This is a genomic window from Tropicimonas sp. IMCC6043 (assembly GCF_004146235.1).
Taxonomy (GTDB): Bacteria; Pseudomonadota; Alphaproteobacteria; order Rhodobacterales; family Rhodobacteraceae; genus Tropicimonas.
This window is the reverse complement of sequence record NZ_SELO01000005.1, coordinates 192928-211281: the sequence shown is the minus strand read 5'-3', so window position 1 is coordinate 211281 and position 18354 is coordinate 192928. Positions and strand designations below refer to the sequence as shown.

19 protein-coding genes are annotated in these 18354 nt (G+C 66.1%); 8 read left to right on the top strand and 11 right to left on the bottom strand.

The window, feature by feature from the left end; genetic code table 11:
* The coding region (locus EU800_RS27510; protein WP_129630439.1) for a Flp family type IVb pilin at positions 1–163 on the bottom strand (163 nt) is incomplete at its 3' end.
* A 238-nt stretch (positions 164–401) separates the two neighbouring features.
* Positions 402–599 carry a pilus assembly protein gene (locus tag EU800_RS08200; RefSeq protein ID WP_129630437.1) on the bottom strand — a complete coding sequence of 66 codons (198 nt, stop codon included), beginning with the start codon at positions 597–599 and terminating at the stop codon, positions 402–404.
* Positions 600–806: 207 nt separating this feature from the next.
* Here EU800_RS08200 and EU800_RS08195 point away from each other — a divergent pair, with 207 nt between their 5' ends.
* Entirely contained in the window at positions 807–1703 is an 897-nt protein-coding gene (locus EU800_RS08195; protein WP_129630435.1) for a lytic transglycosylase domain-containing protein, read from the top strand.
* Positions 1704–1757: 54 nt separating this feature from the next.
* Here the strand turns inward: EU800_RS08195 and EU800_RS08190 are convergent, their stop codons facing one another.
* The 6 genes from EU800_RS08190 to EU800_RS08165 form a co-directional block, all read right to left on the bottom strand.
* Positions 1758–2507 carry an SDR family NAD(P)-dependent oxidoreductase gene (locus EU800_RS08190; RefSeq protein ID WP_129630433.1) on the bottom strand — a complete coding sequence of 250 codons (750 nt, stop codon included), beginning with the start codon at positions 2505–2507 and terminating at the stop codon, positions 1758–1760.
* On the bottom strand, positions 2504–3811 hold the full coding sequence (locus tag EU800_RS08185; RefSeq protein WP_129630431.1) for an FAD-binding oxidoreductase: 1308 nt from the start codon (positions 3809–3811) through the stop codon (positions 2504–2506). The genes EU800_RS08190 and EU800_RS08185 overlap by 4 nt, the downstream gene beginning before the upstream one ends.
* Complete coding sequence (locus tag EU800_RS08180; RefSeq protein ID WP_129630429.1) at positions 3792–4796, bottom strand: lysylphosphatidylglycerol synthase transmembrane domain-containing protein; 1005 nt, start codon at positions 4794–4796, stop codon at positions 3792–3794. Before EU800_RS08180 ends, EU800_RS08185 begins: the two co-directional genes overlap by 20 nt.
* Positions 4797–5032: 236 nt before the next feature.
* The gene (locus EU800_RS08175) at positions 5033–5659 is read right to left on the bottom strand and encodes a CoA transferase subunit B (RefSeq protein WP_129630427.1); all 627 of its coding nucleotides are present in this window, start codon (positions 5657–5659) and stop codon (positions 5033–5035) included.
* Positions 5659–6363, bottom strand: a complete 705-nt coding sequence (locus EU800_RS08170) for a CoA transferase subunit A (protein ID WP_129630425.1) — start codon at positions 6361–6363, stop codon at positions 5659–5661. The genes EU800_RS08175 and EU800_RS08170 overlap by 1 nt, the downstream gene beginning before the upstream one ends.
* A 115-nt stretch (positions 6364–6478) precedes the next feature.
* A complete protein-coding gene (locus EU800_RS08165) occupies positions 6479–7876 on the bottom strand; it encodes a PLP-dependent aminotransferase family protein (protein ID WP_242500439.1) in 1398 nt (465 codons plus the stop codon).
* Between the two features lie 88 nt (positions 7877–7964).
* Between EU800_RS08165 and EU800_RS08160 the strand changes: the two genes are divergently transcribed.
* Positions 7965–8198, top strand: a complete 234-nt coding sequence (locus EU800_RS08160) for a DUF1127 domain-containing protein (protein ID WP_129630421.1) — start codon at positions 7965–7967, stop codon at positions 8196–8198.
* Positions 8199–8217: 19 nt separating this feature from the next.
* Here the strand turns inward: EU800_RS08160 and topA are convergent, their stop codons facing one another.
* The 3 genes from topA to tldD all read right to left on the bottom strand — a co-directional run bounded on the left by topA (position 8218) and on the right by tldD (position 13855).
* Positions 8218–10803, bottom strand: coding sequence for a type I DNA topoisomerase (topA, locus tag EU800_RS08155; protein ID WP_129630419.1), 2586 nt, complete (start codon positions 10801–10803; stop codon positions 8218–8220).
* Between the two features lie 119 nt (positions 10804–10922).
* Positions 10923–12062: a DNA-processing protein DprA gene (gene dprA / locus EU800_RS08150; protein WP_371685599.1), complete on the bottom strand. Its 1140-nt coding sequence runs from the start codon at positions 12060–12062 to the stop codon at positions 10923–10925.
* A gap of 362 nt (positions 12063–12424) precedes the next feature.
* Positions 12425–13855 carry a metalloprotease TldD gene (tldD, locus tag EU800_RS08145; RefSeq protein WP_371685598.1) on the bottom strand — a complete coding sequence of 477 codons (1431 nt, stop codon included), beginning with the start codon at positions 13853–13855 and terminating at the stop codon, positions 12425–12427.
* Between the two features lie 186 nt (positions 13856–14041).
* On the opposite strand from tldD, the gene coxB reads away from it, so the two are divergent.
* The 6 genes from coxB (at position 14042) to EU800_RS08120 (ending at position 18233) form a co-directional block, all read left to right on the top strand.
* Positions 14042–14935: a cytochrome c oxidase subunit II gene (gene coxB, locus EU800_RS08140; RefSeq protein ID WP_129630413.1), complete on the top strand. Its 894-nt coding sequence runs from the start codon at positions 14042–14044 to the stop codon at positions 14933–14935.
* 15 nt (positions 14936–14950) lie between these two features.
* Complete coding sequence (cyoE, locus tag EU800_RS08135) at positions 14951–15889, top strand: heme o synthase (protein WP_129630411.1); 939 nt, start codon at positions 14951–14953, stop codon at positions 15887–15889.
* On the top strand, positions 15886–16056 hold the full coding sequence (locus EU800_RS26750) for a hypothetical protein (protein ID WP_165354592.1): 171 nt from the start codon (positions 15886–15888) through the stop codon (positions 16054–16056). Before cyoE ends, EU800_RS26750 begins: the two co-directional genes overlap by 4 nt.
* Positions 16053–16622 carry a cytochrome c oxidase assembly protein gene (locus EU800_RS08130; protein ID WP_242500437.1) on the top strand — a complete coding sequence of 190 codons (570 nt, stop codon included), beginning with the start codon at positions 16053–16055 and terminating at the stop codon, positions 16620–16622. The genes EU800_RS26750 and EU800_RS08130 overlap by 4 nt, the downstream gene beginning before the upstream one ends.
* A gap of 38 nt (positions 16623–16660) precedes the next feature.
* Positions 16661–17461, top strand: coding sequence for a cytochrome c oxidase subunit 3 (locus EU800_RS08125; protein ID WP_129630409.1), 801 nt, complete (start codon positions 16661–16663; stop codon positions 17459–17461).
* Between the two features lie 97 nt (positions 17462–17558).
* Complete coding sequence (locus EU800_RS08120; protein WP_129630407.1) at positions 17559–18233, top strand: SURF1 family protein; 675 nt, start codon at positions 17559–17561, stop codon at positions 18231–18233.
* Positions 18234–18354: the final 121 nt, after the last annotated feature.

Below are 18354 nucleotides of genomic sequence, written 5' to 3'. Positions count from 1 at the left end.
GCTGGTTCGAGATGTCGCCGGACAGGTCTTCCACGCCGCCGGAAATCACGGCGAGCGTTGCGATGCCGAGGCCGACGATGGCGGCGGTCAGCACGACCCAGTCAACGGTCACGGCGCCGTCTTCGTCATTGCGGAAGGATTTGATCAGGTTGAAGAGTTTCATGTTGGTCTCCAGAAGGGTGTTCTACCTAAGTTAAGCGCCGCTCCGGATCCGCTCGGGTCGGCCGTTCATTTGACCCGATCCCCTTCCTGGCATGAGCCTATATGGCCACCCGACTCGGGCAGGATTGCGGCGCAGATCGTACGTTTTCGGTGCCCGATCCCACCAATCCTGTGCAATATGCGCGGAATCAGTGAATTGGTGAGGAATCTCCGGGCGCTGCGAACAGCGGGGACGGCTTTCAGCGGAAAGCGGTCCGGATCTGGGAGACGCTGAGTTGGCCTGAGATATCGCCGGACAGATCGCCGACGCCGGTGGAGACGGTCGAGACCACGGCGATGCCGGTGCCCACGATTACCGCAGTCAGGACGATCCAGTCCACCGTCACCGCACCGGAGCATTCCTCTCGAAAGGTGCTGATCCGTTTCAGCAACTGCATGTGGCGTCTCCCTTGCCTCCGTTCGGGCCGAATCATAACCGGCACGAGTGGGTCCGACAAGCGCAGGGGCGGTTTGGTGTGGCCTTTGCACATTGTTTTGCGCGTTTGATGGCTCTGGAAACGCAGTAGGGCTGTGCGGCAGCGACGAAATCTGCGATCCTCACAAAAAAACAAAATCGAGAGCAGGCAAGAACAGGAGGCAGGCAGATGCGCCGCCTTGGATGGACCGCCCTGGTCGCGCTCTGCGTGGCAGCGGCGGCGGCCCCGGCCGAGCAGGCTGAGGGGTCAAAGGATTTTACCTTCAGACGGGTGAAGGTCGGCAGCGGGTTCGCTGGCGCGCGGCGTGGGCTGGTCCAGATCGACCCGATGGAACAAGCGCGGATTCTGAAGCTCAACCCTGCGGTGCCGGCGCCGCCTCCGCCCGGTGCGAAGATCGCCTCCGCGCCGGGGCCGGTGGGAACAGGGGCTCCGGCGGCGGCGCCGTCATCGCATTATGGCTGGTATTGGGATCTCGTCTCTCCGGCGATCTCCGACAGCGGGTCGGGGCGTTTGGAAATGGCAGAGGCGGCGCTCAGGCTCGGGCCAGCGGGAGCGACCGTCAAGGCGCCGCGGCTGGCCAGCCTGCAGGCGATCGCCGACCGGCACGGGGCAGACATACTCAAGGCGACGATCGGCACGAAGGTCTCGCCGGCGCTGGTGCTCGCGGTGATGGGGATCGAGAGCGCGGGGCGGGTCGATGCGGTGAGCCCGGCCGGCGCGACGGGCCTTATGCAGCTCATGCCGGCGACGGCGGAACGCTTCGGCGTCGCCAACAGGACGAACGCGGCGGAGAACATCCGCGGCGGCGTCGCCTATCTCGACTGGCTGCTGGATCATTTCGACCGCGACCCGATCCTCGCCCTGGCCGGATACAACGCAGGGGAGAACGCGGTGCGCAGCAATTCCGGCGTTCCTCCCTATGCCGAGACCCGCGACTACGTGCCGAAGGTGATTGCCGCGTGGAGCGTGGCCAAGGGGCTCTGCCTCACGCCGCCGCAGCTTGTTTCGGACGGCTGCGTGTTTCGGCGCGGGGCGCAGGTGGCACAGGTGGTGCAGAAACCGTGAGTGCGCTGGGAGGCTGGTCGCCCCCGAGATCAGCAATCGACCGACGAAGCCGCGTCAGATCGAAAGCTTGCGGAAGATGGGCTCCGGGACGGCGCGGATGATCATCATGATGTAGCGCCAGAAGAACGGCGTGTAGACGACGTTGCGCCGTTTCGACACGGATTTCAGGATCGTGTCGGCGACGGCCTCGGGTGACGCCACGAGAAACATGCCGTCCAGCCCCCAGGTCATCCCGGTATCGACGAAGCCCGGCTTCACGGTGATCGCATGAGCGCCGGCGCGGCCAAGGCGGTTGCGCAGGCCCGACATATAAGTCGTGAAGCCGGATTTCGCGGCGCCATAGACGTAGTTCCCGAGCCGGCCACGGTCGCCGGCCACCGAGCTCACGCCGACGATGGTGCCGGCACCGGCCGCCTCCAGGAGCGGCGCGAGGCCGTGCAGGAGGCGGGCCGGCCCGGTAAAGCTGTCGGCGACAACGCCGTCGAGCATCGCCGGGTCGTCGTCGATCTCAACCTGCGGTGGCATCGAGCCGACGAAGACGGCAGCGTTTGGCGTGCCGCCGAGCGCCTGCATTCGGGCGAGGATGGGTGGGAAACTCTCGGGGTCGCGCGCATCAAACCGGATCGCTTCGGCCGAGGTTGCACCACGGGCCGTGCAATCGGCGGCCGTCGCTTCGAGATCTTCCATGTCGCGGCCGGCGAGCAGCAGCGTGGCGCCGCGCCCGGCGAGCTTGCGCGCCAGCGCACGGGCCATCGAGGAGGTGGCTCCGAGGATCAGCCAGGTTTCGCGGGCCGTATCGGTCATGGCAGGCTCCTCAGGGACAGGCGGCGGACGAGGTCGGTGGCATAGGCCTCACCGGGATCGATGCTGTGAAGGATCCCGGCCCACTCGGCGCGTTCGGGATACATCGCGTCCATCTGGGAGGCCTCTGCAAAGGCGTCTTTGGCAAGATAGACCCGGCCGCCGGCCTCAAAACACATCGCGATCAGGCGGCGGATCATCTCGGGCGCCTCGGCGCGGGCGGGAAAGTCGATTGCGAGCGTATAGCCTTCGGTAGGGAAGGACATCATGCCGCCGCGCCCGGCGCCCATGCGCTTGATGACGGCGAGCGGGGACGCGAGGCCCGCCGTGCCGACATCCTTGAGCATGGCCCGCAGGATCTCGCGCTCGGCAAGCGGAACGACGCATTGGAACTGGTGGAAGCCGCGCTTTCCATAGAGGCGGTTCCAGTCGTGGATCTTGTCGAGCGGGAAGAAGAAATCCTCCAGCGGCTTGACCACCGTGCGCCCGCGCTCGGGAACGCGGCGGAAATAGGCAGCGTTGAAGCTGCGCACGACTGGACCGGAGAGCGCGGCATGCGGCGCGTCCAGCGGCACGCGCGTGCCGCGCTTGGCGGGCGGCACGAGGCCCGGGCCGGTCTCGCCCTCCTCGAGGATGCCGCGCCCCAGAGCCGCGCCGCGCGCCGTCGCGTCGATCCAGCCGACGGTGTAGGTCGCCTGGCTCGCGTCGAGATGGTCGAAATAGGAGGCGAGATCGGGGATGCGGCGCTCGGTCACCATCATCACGTCGCCGCGGATCTTCTGCATCCGGAGTGTCGCGCGGATGATCGGTCCGGTCTGGCCGAGGCCGCCGATGGTGGCCGCAAAGAGCGGGTCGCCGGGCGCGACCTCGCGCGGTCCGTCGGGCAGGGCGAGGGTGAGAGATTCGACATGCTGGCCGAAGCTGCCGACGTGGTGATGGTTCTTGCCGTGAACATCCATGCCGATCGCGCCGCCCACGGTGGCGAAACCGGTGCCGGGCAGAACCGCGGGCAGCCAGCCGCGGCGGCCGAAATGGGTGACGATATCGGCCAGCTTGCAGCCTGATTCCACCTCGAGCAGGCCGGTCTCCTCTTCGAAGCCGAGGAAACGGTCGAGCCGCTCGGTGAGCAGCGCGCGTCCGCCGTCGTTCAGGCAGCCATCCGCATAGGAACGGCGCTGGCCGATGGCGGGGCAGGGTGTCTGGCTGGCGATACGTGCGAGGGCCGATGCCCGCTCCGGGCGAGCAAGCTCGCCGCGGGCGTGATAGACACGGCCCCAGCCGGTATAGTCACATTGCTTCCAGGTCATGACGCGCCTTTTTTGACTGTCGCTCCGCGATCGGGAAGACAGCCAGTCCGATGAGAATGGCGAACCAGAGGGTGGTGAGCCGGATAACGGCGGTCGCCGGAACCGAGACCTCCAGCGGCACACCCTGCAGTTTCAGCAGGGCGATCATCGCGGCCTCTGCGCCGCCGACACCTCCCGGCGCACCGGTGAGCCCGCCGGCAAGCGTGGAGAAGACGAAGATCGCGACGGCGCTCCAAAGGCCGACCTCGGCGCCCATCCATCCGAGAAGGAGGTGAAAGGCGTAGCCCTCGGCAAGCCAGCCGGCGGTGCCGAGCGCCAGGGCCAGCGTCAGGATGCCGGGCTTGGAGAAATGCCGCAGCGAGCGGGCCGCCTGGCGGATGCGGCCGAAGATACGGGGCCAGCGGCCGAGCGCGCGGTAGGCCTGCGTGACGACCCAGGCCAGCAGGCGCGGATGGGTGGCAACATAGGCGGCGCCAAGCGCCAGCAGAACCACTGGCAGCGCTCCGCCGATTCCGACGGTCGAGAACGCCAGGGCAATGGCAAGGAGAATGCCCATTGCCGCGAGGTCCGACGCGCGGTCGACCAGGACGAGCGGAGCGGTCCGCTCGAAGCTCCAGCCGGTCTCGCGCCGGAGCCAGCGCATGCGGATCAATTCGCCCACCCGGCCCGGTGTCACCGTCATGGCGAAGCCGCCGAGGAAATGGCGGATGTCCTGGACGAGGCGGGTTGGCAGGCCGAGGCTGCGGGCAAAGACATGCCAGCGGGCGCTGCGCAGGAGGTAGTTGCAGAGCGAGAGGCCGAGCAGCGCGGCGACCTGGAGCCAGCTCAGGCGGCGGATCTGCTCCAGCGTTTCCTCCCACCCGGTCGCCGTGGCCAGCCCGGCAAGGCCGGCAAGGAACAGGCAGAGAAGCCCGCCCAGAAGCGCGACGTCGCGCCAGCCCTGGCTGGCGGGGGACTGGGGGGGAGGGAGTGAAGGGCTGCTCATGCTCGGTGTCATTATTTCCCGATTAGAGGGTAACTGAGGCTGTAATGTGAAATTGTTTATGATGGAAAAAGGAATTCCGGGGCGTTTGCTGTGGCACCATGGCGCCTCGTCGGGCCGGCGTAGGCGCTTCGTTCCGGCCGCGACCGGGAAAGAGTGACCCGGTCTCTACGCCTGTCGGTCTTGCGCAGATCGACCCGACGGAGCGGTTTCCGTCGGGCCAATGTCGTGTGCAGGTCTCAGACGATCGTCGCCTCGGTGGCGGCCAGAACCTCCTCGCGGGAGACGCCCGGCGCGAGTTCCTGAATGTGAAGCCCCTTGTGGGTCACGTCGAGCACGCAGAGATTGGTGATGATCCGGTCCACCACGCCCTTGCCGGTGAGCGGCAGGGTGCAGCGGTGCAGGATCTTCGATTCGCCCTTCTTGTTGGTGTGATCCATCACCACGACGACGCGGCCGACGCCGGCGACGAGGTCCATCGCACCGCCCATTCCCTTGACCAGCTTGCCCGGGATCATCCAGTTCGCGAGGTCGCCATTCTCGGCCACTTCCATCGCGCCCAGGATCGCCATGGCGATCTTGCCGCCGCGGATCATGCCGAAGGAGGTCGCCGAATCGAAATAGGCGGTCTGCGGCAGTTCGGTGATCGTCTGCTTTCCTGCGTTGATCAGGTCGGCATCCTCTTCGCCCTCGTAGGGGAAGGGGCCCATGCCGAGCATGCCGTTCTCCGATTGCAGCGTGACCTCGACGCCCTCGGGGATGTAGTTCGCCACCAGCGTCGGGATGCCGATGCCGAGATTCACGTACATGCCGTCTTCGAGTTCCTGTGCGGCCCGAGCCGCCATCTCGTTGCGATCCCAGGGCATCAGGCCTGCTCCTTCTTCCGTGTTGTGCGCTGCTCGATACGCTTCTCGTGCTCGCCCTGGATCAGGCGGTGAACGAAGATGCCGGGCAGGTGGATATGGTCGGGGTCGATCGAGCCGGTGGGCACGATTTCTTCGACCTCGACCACGCAGACGCGCCCGCACATTGCCGCCGGTGGGTTGAAGTTGCGTGCGGTCTTGCGGAAGACGAGGTTGCCGGTCGGGTCGGCCTTCCACGCCTTGACGATGGAGAGGTCGGCGAAGATGCCCTCTTCGAGGATATAGGTCTCGCCGTTGAACTCCTTGTGCTCCTTGCCCTCGGCAATCACCGTGCCGACGCCGGTCTTGGTGTAGAAGCCCGGAATGCCGTGCCCCGCCGCGCGCATCCGCTCGGCCAGCGTGCCCTGCGGGTTGAATTCCAGCTCCAGTTCGCCGGAGAGAAACTGCCGCATGAACTCCGCGTTCTCGCCCACATAGGACGACATCATCTTCCGGATCTGCTTGGTGTCGAGCAGCTTGCCGAGGCCGAACCCGTCGACGCCGCAATTGTTTGACGCCACTGTCAGATCCTTCACGCCGCTCGCCACGATGGCGTCGATCAGCAGCTCGGGGATGCCGCAGAGGCCGAAGCCCCCGGCGGCGATCAGCATGCCGTCGTGCAGCAACCCGTCCAGCGCTTCGGTCGCGCTGCCGTAAACCTTGTGCATGGAGAACCTCCCGTTGTGCCTTGAATCAAGGTTTGTGCCGGGAGAGTGCGTGGCTGTCAAATGAATGCTGCAATGCGGCGGTGCGCGGGTCGGGGCGAACCAGGCCGCGCGCCGTTTAAACCGCCATGTGATCGGGTGGATTGGTGAGCAGGTCGCGCAGAGTGGCCATCGCCGCCTCGAAGCGGTCGAGCGGGATCTGTCCGTTGACGGCGATGCGCACCGAGTGCGGCGCGCGCCCCTCGCGCAGGGTAAATTCCTCCGCCGAGCGGATCCGGATGCCGGCCCGCTCCGCCGCGAGGGAGAATTCCGCCGCGCGCCAGCCGCGCGGCAGGGAGAGCCAGAGAAAGGGAACGTCTTCGTGCCATGTGAGGTCGAACCCGCCCAGCATGTTCACCGCCGCCCGCACATAGGCGCCGACGCGGCTGCGGACGCGCTCGGTGATCGCCCGCGTCTCCGGATCGCTCAACACGATCCGCGCGACTTCCGCGAGCGGTCGGGCGAGGCCGAAGAAGCCGTATTCGGCGGCGCGGCGCAGCTCGGCATAGCGGCCCTCGGGCGCCACGGCGAAACCGATCCGCAAGGCCGGCGTGATGGTCTTGGAGATCGAGGAGATGTACCAGGCGCCCTCGGGCCAGAGCGCGCGGTAGCCCGGCGCGCGGGCCGGGCCGATCCGGTAGCAATCATCTTCCAGGATCTGGACGTTGTCGGCGCGCTGGCAGGCGGTGACGATCGCTTCGCGGCGGGCCCGCGGGGTGTGCAGGCCGGTCGGGTTGTGCACCTCGGCCGAGGTGCAGAGCAGGCGCGCGCCGGTCCGCCGGGCAAGTCGCCCGACCTCTTCGGGGATCAGGCCCTCACTGTCGCACGGAACGCCGACCACTTCGATGCGCAGCATTTCCGCCGCCCGCCGGAAGCCCGCATAGGAAAGATCCTCGACCAGGATGGTTGGATGCGGGTCGCGCAGTGCGGCCTGGAGCACCAACGATATCGCGTTCTGCCCGCCATGGCAGAGAACCACGTCCTTTTCCCCGATGCTGCCCAGCGGCATGTCCGCCAGCCAGGAGACGACCGCCTCACGTGCGGGCCTGAAGCCTGCGCGGTCGGGATATTCGACGAGGTCCTTGACCGGACCATCCGCGACTTCCCGTAACGCGCGCCGAACCGCCGCGACCTGCCCCATGTCGGGGAGGCGGGGGCTGAAGAGATTGATCGTTCCATCGTCCTGAAGCGAGGAGCGCGACCAGATGTCGTCGGCGACCGAGGCCCGCTTCGGCGCGACGAATGTGCCGCGTCCGACGACGGCTTCGAGATGCCCCGCATCAGTGAGCTGACCATAGGCGCGCGCCACCGTGCCCGGTGTAACCCCGAGATCCCAGGCCAGCTGACGCACCGGCGGGAGCTGGTGTCCGACCGGCAAAGACCCATCCTCTATGGATTTTTCAAGGTGGTCCGCCAGCGCCTTGTATTTCGAGCGCCCCGAGAGGTCGATTTCGGCATACCATTTTGTATCCGTCACAATACTTTCCTCGACGCGAGACAATTTCACAATTATCTCGATTGTTGCAGATAATGCAAGAATTGTGTCGATACAATAGGAGAGTCCCATGGCACAAGATTCTTCCACCACGGCAAGCCGGCTCGACAGCCTGAAGGCGTATCGCACGCGACCGCTTGCAGCCGATCTTCTGGTCTTGGTGGCGGCAACTTTGGTGAAATGGGACCGCAACCGACGTTCGCGCCGCGTCCTCGCGCAGCTCACTCCGCATCAGCTAAGGGATGTCGGCCTCACGCCCGAGATGGTCTCTGAAGAGTTGCGCAAGCCGTTCTGGCTGATCTGACGCCGCGCCGTCGGCGCGGCTACTTGGCGGCGTCCCCGGATGCCGCCGGTTTCGCCTTGGCCCCCGCCTTCTTCGGCGCGGCCTTCTTGCGGCCGCCCTTCTTCGATGCCTTGGCGGAAATCAACTCGAGCGCCTGTTCCAATGTGACTGTCTGCGGATCGGTCTCGCTGGGGAGCGTGGCATTGATTTTGTCCCACTTCACATAGGGCCCGTAGCGGCCCTCCATGACATTGACGGGTCCGCCCTTCTCGGGGTGCTCGCCAAGCTCTCTCAACGGCTTGGCGGCCGCGCCGCGCCCGCGGCCGCGCGGATTGGCGCGTTTCTCGGCAAGCAGTTCCACCGCCCGGTTCATGCCGATCTCGAACACCTCTGCGGGGTCCTTGAGATTGGCGTAGACGGGCTTTTCCTCGTCGGGCAGCTGGTGGGCGATATAGGGGCCGAAGCGGCCGAAATTCGCGGTGATCGTGCCGCCTTCGGGATGCGCGCCGATCTCGCGCGGCAGGCTGAGCAGGGTCAGCGCCTTCTCGAGGTCCATATCCTCGGCGCGCCACCCCTTGGGGAGGCTCGAGCGCGGCGGCTTCGGGTTGTCCTCGCTCGCGTCGCCTCGCTGCACATAGGGCCCGAACCGGCCGTCGCGCAGGGTGATCTTGTCGTCCTTGTCGTAGCCCAGAAGCTTGCCGTCCGGGCCGATGCCGCTCTCCTCCGTGCCGGGCGGGCCGAAGGGGCGCGTATAGCGGCATTCGGGGTAGTTCGAGCAGCCGATGAAGGCGCCGCCCGAACGCGCGGTGCGCATCGAGAGCCTACCCGAGCCGCAGTTCGGGCAGGCGCGCGGGTCCGTGCCCTCTTCGTTCGGGGGGAAGAGATGCGGCTCCAGCACCTCGTTGATCTTTTCCAGGACGTCCGTGATGCGCAGCTCGGATGTCTCGGAAATCGCGGCGGAGAAATCCCGCCAGAACTTCGCCAGGACCGCCTTGTAATCGGCGTCGCCGGCGGAAACGTGGTCGAGTTCCTCTTCCAGTCCGGCGGTAAAGTCGTAGCCGACATACTTGCGGAAGTAGTTCATCAGGAAGGCGATGACGAGCCGCCCCTTGTCCTCCGGGAAAAGCCGGTTCTTGTCCTTGCGGACATAGCCGCGCTCCTGGATCGTGGTGACGATCGAGGCATAGGTCGAGGGACGGCCGATGCCGAGTTCCTCCATCCGCTTGACCAGCGTCGCCTCCGTATAGCGCGGCGGCGGCTGGGTGAAATGCTGCTCGGGCGTGATCTCGCGCTTCTCGGCCTTCTCGCCCTGCATGACCTGGGGCAGACGCTTGTCGTCTTCGTCGCCGGTGACGTCGTCGCGGCCTTCCTCGTAGACGCGCAGAAATCCGTCGAAGAGCACCACCTGGCCGTTGGCACGCAGCTCAACCTGGCCGTCGGCGCTGGCCACGTCGACCACAGTCCGCTCGAGCCGCGCCGCTTCCATCTGGCTTGCCAGCGTCCGCTTCCAGATCAGGTCGTATAGCTTGCGCTGGTCAGGCTCGGAGATCCTCAATTCGCCGGCATCCCGCGTCATATCGGTGGGGCGGATACATTCATGCGCTTCCTGCGCGTTCTTAGCCTTGTTCTTGTAGATCCGCGGGCTCGCGGGAACGTAGTCCTTGCCGTAGCGCGCTGCGATCGCCTCGCGCGCCGCGGAGACCGCTTCGGGCGCCATATCGATCCCGTCGGTCCGCATATAGGTGATCAGTCCGGCTTCGTAGAGCCGCTGCGCTGCGCTCATCGTGGCCCTCGCGCCCATCCCGAACTTGCGGCTGGCCTCCTGTTGCAGGGTCGAGGTCATGAAGGGCGGCGACGGGTTGCGGCTGGCGGGCTTGGCCTCGACCCCGGTGACCGTGAGGTCGCGCGAGGTGATCGCCTGCACGGCGAGTTCGGCGGCGGGCGCGTTGCCGATATCGAACCGGTCGAGCTTCTTGCCCGCGAGCGTCACCAGCCGCGCCTCGTAGGTCTGGCCGCGCGGTGTGGCGAGGATCGCCTTCACGGTCCAGTATTCCTGAGCCCGGAACGCCTCGATCTCCATCTCGCGCTCGACGATGAGGCGCAGGCAGACCGATTGCACGCGGCCGGCCGAACGGGCGCCGGGAAGCTTGCGCCAGAGCACAGGCGAGAGGTTGAAGCCGACAAGGTAGTCGAGCGCGCGGCGGGCGAGATAGGCGTCGACCAGCGGCTGGTCGACCTGGCGCGGGTTCTTCATCGCCTCGGTCACCGCCGATTTGGTGATGGCATTGAAGACGACGCGGGAGACCGGCGTGTCCTTCTTGATCGCCCGGCGTTTGCGAAGCGCCTCCTCGAGATGCCAGGAGATCGCCTCGCCCTCGCGGTCGGGGTCGGTGGCGAGGATCAGCGCGTTGTCGTCCTTCAGCGCGTCGGCGATGGCCTTGATATGTTTTCGGGAATCGTTTCCGACCTCCCAGGTCATTTCGAAGTCGTGCTCCGGGTCGACCGAGCCATCTTTGGGCGGCAGGTCCCGGACATGGCCGTAGGACGCGAGCACGGTGAAATCGTCGCCGAGGTATTTGTTGATTGTCTTTGCCTTGGCGGGCGATTCGACGACGACAACGGGCATAAGGAAACCTGCAAGCGAAAGATCTGCGATTGGCGGCGGAACATGTGGTGACATCGGGGGCTTGTCAATGCGCCGCCGCCGCGGCTCGGCGCCACCCTACGGGTGGATTTTTTTGCCGTTCAAGCCGGTCGCGCCAAGAGCCCGCCCGGCTGGCGGTGGATCGCGCCTTCCAGTTCCAGCTCGAGAAGCAGGCCGGACACCGCCTCGCCAGGCAGCGTGAGATCGCGCCGGAGCTGGTCCTCGGCGATCGGCGCCGCGCCGAGCAGAGACAGGATGCGTGCGCGCATCGAGTCGTCCGCCACGGCAGGTGGTGGGACCGCCGCGGCTGCGGTCGCGTCTGGGCAAGCGCTGCGGTTCTCTGCGGCGGCGAAAGGCGCGAGCGCTTCCAGCACGTCCTCTGCGCCACGGACCAGCGTTGCGCCGTCGCGGATCAGCATGTTGCAGCCCGAAGCGCGGCTGTCGAACGGGTGGCCGGGGACCGCGAGCACGTCGCGGCCAAGGTCGAGCGCCTCGCGTGCCGTGATCAACGTGCCGGAGCGGGCGGCGGCCTCGACCACGACCACGGCCGCCGAGAGGCCGGAGACGATGCGATTGCGGCGCGGGAAATGGCGGGCCTGCGGGCGCATGCCGATGGGCATCTCTGACAGGATCAGGCCGTCTTCGGCGATCTGCCGCGTGAGCTCTGCGTTCTCGCGCGGGTAGACGACATCCACACCGCCGGCGACGACCGCGATGGTGCCGGTCTCGAGAGCGGCCGAATGGGCGGCCGCGTCGATGCCGCGAGCGAGGCCGGAGGCGATAACATGACCAGCGCGGCCGAGCCCCTGTGCCAGGGCGCGCGCGGTGCGCAGGCCAAGGCTCGAGGCGTTGCGGGCCCCGACAAGCGCGATTGCGGGGCGCCGTGCCAGGGCGCCGCGGCCGCGGACCCAGAGCATGGGCGGCGGGTCGGCGAGATCGGTCAACGCGTTGGGATAGTCGGTTTCGCCGATGAAGAGCGGCCGCGCGCCACATCTCTCGCCGGCGAGGAACTCGCGTTCCGCAAGCTCCGGCGGACAGGCCGCGTAGCCCGCGACGCCGGCCCGGGCGGCGACACCCGGGAGCGCGTCGAGCGCGGCCGCGGCATCGCCGGCATGGTCGTTCATCAATCTGTAGAAGGTCGCAATGCCCACCCGGCGAGAGCGCAAGAGACGAAGCCAGACCAGCCTGGTTCCTTCCGAGGTGGGTGGTGCGAGGGGGGGTGGGGAAGAAACTTTCTCCAAACCGTCGTCGCTCCATCTCTTGCTGGACCCATGGCTACGGGGAAACGGTTAACCGCCAGTAAATGGCTTCCGGAAAATGCTCGGCCCACCGAAATTTCCGGCCAGCGTCGCGCATTCATTTCGGGAAAACTGGACGTGCCGGCGCTCCGCGGAGTCGACCGCGGGTGTTATCTGGGCCAGGGCGTGTGCGCATGATCAGGCGAGACGCACAAGGGAAGACACCAACGAATGCTCCAGAAGTCGGAGAAGCGGCGGCATCAACCTACGGAACATGTCCAAACGACCAAATGCGTCCCGAGTCGGACGTTTGCGTTCCCGAGCTTGACACAGGTGCCGCGTTTTCACGCGACAACGTTCCCGGATCAGGCGGCTGAGCCGCCCACTGTGAGGCCGCCGATCCGCAGCGTCGGCTGGCCGACGCCGACCGGCACCCATTGCCCGGCCTTGCCGCAGTTACCGATGCCGGGGTCGAGCGCCATGTCGTTGCCGATGGCAGTGATGTGCCGCAGCGCAGTCGCACCGTCGCCGATCAGCGTCGCACCCTTCACGGGCGCGCCGACCTGTCCGTTCTTCACCCGATAGGCCTCGGTGCAGGAGAACACGAACTTGCCGGAGGTAATGTCGACCTGACCGCCGCCGAATCCCACGGCGTAGATCCCGTCCTTGAGGTCGGAGAGGATCTCGGCGGGCGACGCGTCACCGGCGAGCATGTAGGTATTGGTCATCCGTGGCATCGGCGGGTGGGCATAGCTCTCGCGGCGACCGTTGCCGGTAGGGTCCACGCCCATCAGGCGCGCGTTCTGCCGGTCCTGCATGAAGCCCACGAGGATGCCGTCCTCGATCAGCACGTTTCGGGCCGAGGGCGTGCCCTCGTCGTCGATGGTGATCGAGCCGCGGCGGTCGGGGAGCGTGCCGTCATCGACCACGGTTACGCCCGGCGCCGCGATGCGGCTTCCCATCAGCCCCGCGAAGGCCGAGCTTCCCTTGCGGTTGGCGTCGCCCTCGAGACCGTGGCCGATGGCTTCGTGCAAAAGGATACCGGGCCAGCCGGGGCCGAGGACCACATCCATGACTCCGGCCGGAGCAGGCTGTGCCTCCAGGTTGACCACCGCGATCCGCAGCGCCTCGCGCGCGACTGCCTGCCAGTGATCGGGCTCGAGCAGGCCGTCGAGGCCGGCCCGGCCGCCGCCGCCCGTCCCGCCTTGTTCGCGGCGGCCGTCCTGCTCGACGATCACGCTCACGTTCAGACGGCTCATTGGGCGGCTATCGGTCAGGATCGTGCCGTCGGGGCGCAGGATGGTGACTTCCTGAAGCGAGGCCGCAATCGTCGCGGAGACCTGCACGACCCTCGAGTCGAGCGCGCGAGCGAAGGCGTCGATCTCGCGCAAGCACTCAATCTTCACAGGGAATTCGGCGTCGCCGATCGGGTTGCCGTCGCCATAGAGGCGGCGATTCGTGGGCTTGGGGCCGAGAGCGAGCGTTCCGCCGCCGTCTCCGACGGCGAGGCGCGCCGTTTCTGCGGCCCGGGCTAGCGCCGGCAGGCTCACCTCGGTCGAATGCGCATATCCTGCGGTCTCGCCCCGCACGGCGCGCAGCCCAAAACCTTCAGCCGCGTCATAGCTCGCGGTCTTTACCCGGCCGTTGTCGAAGACCAGCGCCTCGGACCGCCGCCGCTCGAGAAAAAGCTCGCCGTCGTCAGCACCTTGGCAGGCGTCACGCAGGACGGCCAGGGCGGCGTCGCGGTCGAGATTGGTCTCGAAGGGGCGGAAAGGTGCATTTTCGGTCGAGGTCAAAGGGATGGCTCCTGCTATCGACATATTCGCAGAGATGCATAATTGGCAAAACTGCGACTTGTGCGGTTTTGCGTAATATGATCTTCTGCCGCGTGGAAACAATGGGCTCCATGCCCCGAAGGTGCGCGCCATCTGGGAGGAGGGTCCGTCTCGGCTTCGGCCGCAACGCGAACGGGACACATATTGATGCGATTTTCGACGCTGAAGAGCGGCCTTGTGGCTGCCCTTGCCGGCCTCTGCACGGCCGGCGCTGCCATTGCCCAGGATGCGGGCTCCCTCGAGGTCAAAGGCGCACCGGTGCCCGGCGGCATCGGATTCCAGCCCGCCGTGACCGAACTGGCAGCTGACATCCACTTCCTGGACGGGCTGCTCAACTGGATCATCTTTGCCATCGTGATCTTCGTCATGGCGCTGATGGCCATCGTCGTCGTGCGCCACAACCGCAAGGCGAACCCGGACCCCGCGCGTTTTACCCACAATTCGCCGCTCGAATTTGCCTGGACGGTTATCCCGATCGTCATCCTGATCTTCATCGGCTCCTTCTCGCTGCCGGTCCTGTTCCGCCAGCAGATCATCCCGGAGGCCGACGTCACCATCAAGGCGATCGGCAACCAGTGGTACTGGTCCTACGAATATTCCGACCACGATTTCGCCTTCGACAGCTACATGATCGGCCAGGATGCGGAGAACAAGCTGACGCCCGAGGTCGAGGCGAAACTGATCGAGGCGGGCTACGAGAAGGAGCATTTCCTGCTCGCGACCGACACGGCCGTTGTGGTGCCCGTGAACAAGACCGTGGTCGTGCAGGTCACCGCAAACGACGTGATCCATTCCTGGACCATTCCTGCCTTCGGCGTGAAGCAGGACGCGGTGCCCGGGCGGCTCGCGGAACTCTGGTTCAAGGCCGAGGAAGAAGGGATCTATTTCGGCCAGTGCTCGGAACTCTGCGGCATCGCGCATGCCTACATGCCGATCACGGTGAAGGTGGTGAGCCAGGAAGCCTATGAAGCCTGGCTCGACGGCGCGATCGAGCAGTATGCCGGCAAGCCGCGGGCGATCGACGTCGCCTCGGCCGAATGATCCTGCGGACAGCGCATGTCTGACACGTCTCTGCATACCATTTCCCGCGGCGCCGAGCCCGAGCTGAGGGACTATTTCGCGCTCATGAAGCCGCGGGTGATGTCGCTCGTTGTCTTCACCGCGCTGGTGGGGCTCCTGGTGGCTCCGGTTCACGTCCACCCCTTCATCACCTTCACGTCGGTGCTTTTCATCGCCCTCGGCGGCGGGGCGTCGGGCGCGCTGAACATGTGGTGGGATGCGGATATCGACCGGAAGATGCGCCGCACGGCGAAACGCCCGATCCCGGCCGGCAGGGTGAGCGAGGGCGAAGCGCTCGGCCTCGGTCTGGCGCTGTCTGGCCTGTCGGTGATGATGCTGTCGCTGTCGGCCAATCTCTTCGCCGCCGGGCTTCTGGCCTTCACCATCTTCTTCTATGTCGTGATCTATACGATGTGGCTGAAGCGCTGGACGCCGCAGAACATCGTCATCGGCGGCGCTGCGGGCGCCTTCCCGCCTATGATCGGCTGGGCCGTGGCCACCGGCGGCGTCTCCGTCGAGTCGCTGCTGATGTTCTCGCTCATCTTCATCTGGACGCCGCCGCATTTCTGGTCGCTGGCGCTGTTCATGAAATCCGACTACGACGACGCGGGCGTTCCGATGCTGACCGTCACCCACGGACATGACTCGACCCGCCGCCATATCCTTGCCTATACGATCCTGCTGACAGCCTGTTCGCTCGGGCTCGCTTTCACCTCGATCGGCGGCCCGGTGTATCTGGTGACCGCGCTGGTTATGGATTTCCGCTTCCTCGTCGGCGCCTGGAAGCTCCTTCGCCGCTCCACCGCACAGGCCGAGGCCGACGCCTATGGCGAGGAGAAACGCTTCTTCAAGCTCTCGCTCTGGTATCTCTTCGCGCATTTCACGGCGCTTCTCGCAGATGCAGCCCTCAGCGCGCTCTTCGGAGGTCTGGCATGATCCGCGCCACGCACGAACTCCACGATCGCCGTCGCGGCCGGAACTTCGGGCTCGGCCTGATCCTCGCCGCTTTCGTCGCCATCGTCTTCGGCATGACCATTGTCAAAGTCGGCGGCGGGCAGGACGTGCTTGGCACAGGCATGGTCTCGAAGGAGACGCCGCAATGATGTTCCCGCGGCTCACCGGCGCCCGACGTACCCTCGCCCAGACCCTGGGCGTGGTGTTGCTCATGGGCTCACTCGCCTGGGCCTCGGTGCCGTTCTACGATTTTTTCTGTCGGGTGACCGGCTATGGCGGCACGACCAACACGGCCGAGGCCGCCTCCGACCTGATCCTCGACCAGACAATCAAGGTGCGGTTCGATGGCAATCTCGCCGACGGCATGCCTTGGGAGTTCCGGCCGGTCGAGCGCGAGATGGAGATCCGCATCGGCGAGACCGGTTTGGCCTTTTACGAGGCGCACAACCCGACCGACCACCCCGTCGCGGGGCAGGCCGCCTACAACGTGGCGCCGTTCGATGCCGGAAATTTCTTCGTCAAGATCGAGTGCTTCTGCTTCACCGAACAGGTGCTGCAACCAGGCGAGACGGTGCTGATGCCCGTCTCCTTCTATGTCGACCCCGAGATCGTGAACGACCGCGATGCGAAGTTCACGCCGAGGATCACGCTCTCCTACACATTCTACGAAATCGACCTGCCGCAAGAGCAGGCGGCGCTGGACCTTCAGAACTGACGTCCGGCTCCGGCAAGAAACGCGCAAGGGACACGAACATGGCTCATACCAAGAACCACGACTACCACATCCTCCAGCCCTCGATCTGGCCCTTCGTGGGAGCGGTCTCGGGCTTCGTCATGCTCTTCGGGGCAGTCATGTGGATGCACGACATCACGCCCTTCATTTTCTTCATCGGGCTGGCGGGCGTGATCTACACGATGGTCGCCTGGTGGGGCGAGACGATTCACGAGGAGGAGGCGGGCGACCATACGCCGGTGGTCCTGATCGGCCTGCGCTACGGCTTCATTCTCTTCATCCTCTCCGAGGTGATGTTCTTCTCCGCCTGGTTCTGGATGTTCTTCAAGCACGCGCTCTACCCCGGCGGGCCGGAGCAGCCGGCGGAATATCAGACCTGGCCCCCGGCCGGGATCGAGACCTTCGATCCCTGGCACCTGCCGCTCATCAACACGCTGATCCTGCTGCTCTCGGGCTGCGCGGCGACCTGGGCACACCACGCGCTGGTGCACGAAAACAACCGCAAGGACATGGCAACAGGGCTGCTTCTCGCCGTCGTGCTCGGACTTCTGTTCACCTTCTTCCAGGCCTACGAATACAGCCACGCCGCCTTCGGCTTCTCCGGCAACATCTACGGCGCGACCTTCTTCATGGCCACCGGCTTCCACGGCGCGCATGTCATCATCGGGACGATCTTCCTGTTCGTGTGCTACCTGCGCGTGCGGGCGGGCCAGTTCACGCAGGAAAGCCACGTCGGCTTCGAGGCCGCGGCCTGGTACTGGCACTTCGTCGATGTCGTCTGGCTCTTCCTCTTCTTCGCCGTCTATATCTGGGGCAGCTGAGCCCACGACTCCCGCCACAGGCGGAGGTCGTCAGAAACGGAAGATGACGGGGCGCGGCGCGGGTCGCGCCCCGCTTGCATGAAACTGGGAGAGTCCGGTGAGACGCTACATCGCTCCGCTCCTCATCGGGCTCGTCGGAGCAGGCATCCTTGTCGCGCTCGGCCTCTGGCAGCTCCAGCGGCTCGCGTGGAAGGAAGCGATCCTCGACGAGATCGAGACCCGGATTCACGCCGCGCCGACAGCCATTCCGGCCGTGCCCGACCCGGCCCGCGACCAATACCTCCCGGTACGCGTCACCGGAACGACAGGACCGCGCGAGCTCGATGTCCTCGTCTCCACGCGCATGCTCGGCCCCGGCTTCCGCATCGTGACGGCGCTCGAGACGGAGGACGGACGCCGTCTGCTCCTCGACCGCGGCTTCGTGCCGGCCGAAGCCAAGACGACGCCACGTCCGCCGACCGTTCTCGAGGTGACCGGCAACCTCCACTGGCCCGACGAGCGCGACCGATTCACCCCCGACAACGACCCGGCGTCGAATTACTGGTATGCCCGTGAGGTCGACGTGCTCGCCGATGTCCTTGGCACCGAGCCGGTTCTGGTCGTCGCCCGCGCCACCGTTCCTGCCGATCCCGCCATCACGCCACTTCCGGTCGACACCGCTGGCATCCCCAACAACCATTTCGGCTACGCCATCCAGTGGTTCGGCTTCGCGGCTGTCTGGTTGGGGATGACAGCGCTGCTTCTGTGGCGTATCTCACGCCGGACTCCCTGATCCGCCCGGAAAGGCGCCGGCCCGCCAGCTTCTTCTGTTCCAAAATATCCCCGCCGGAGGCTCCTTTACCCGCACCCCGCAGGACGGTTTGGGGCGGACGCGCTCCGCGAACCACGAGAAA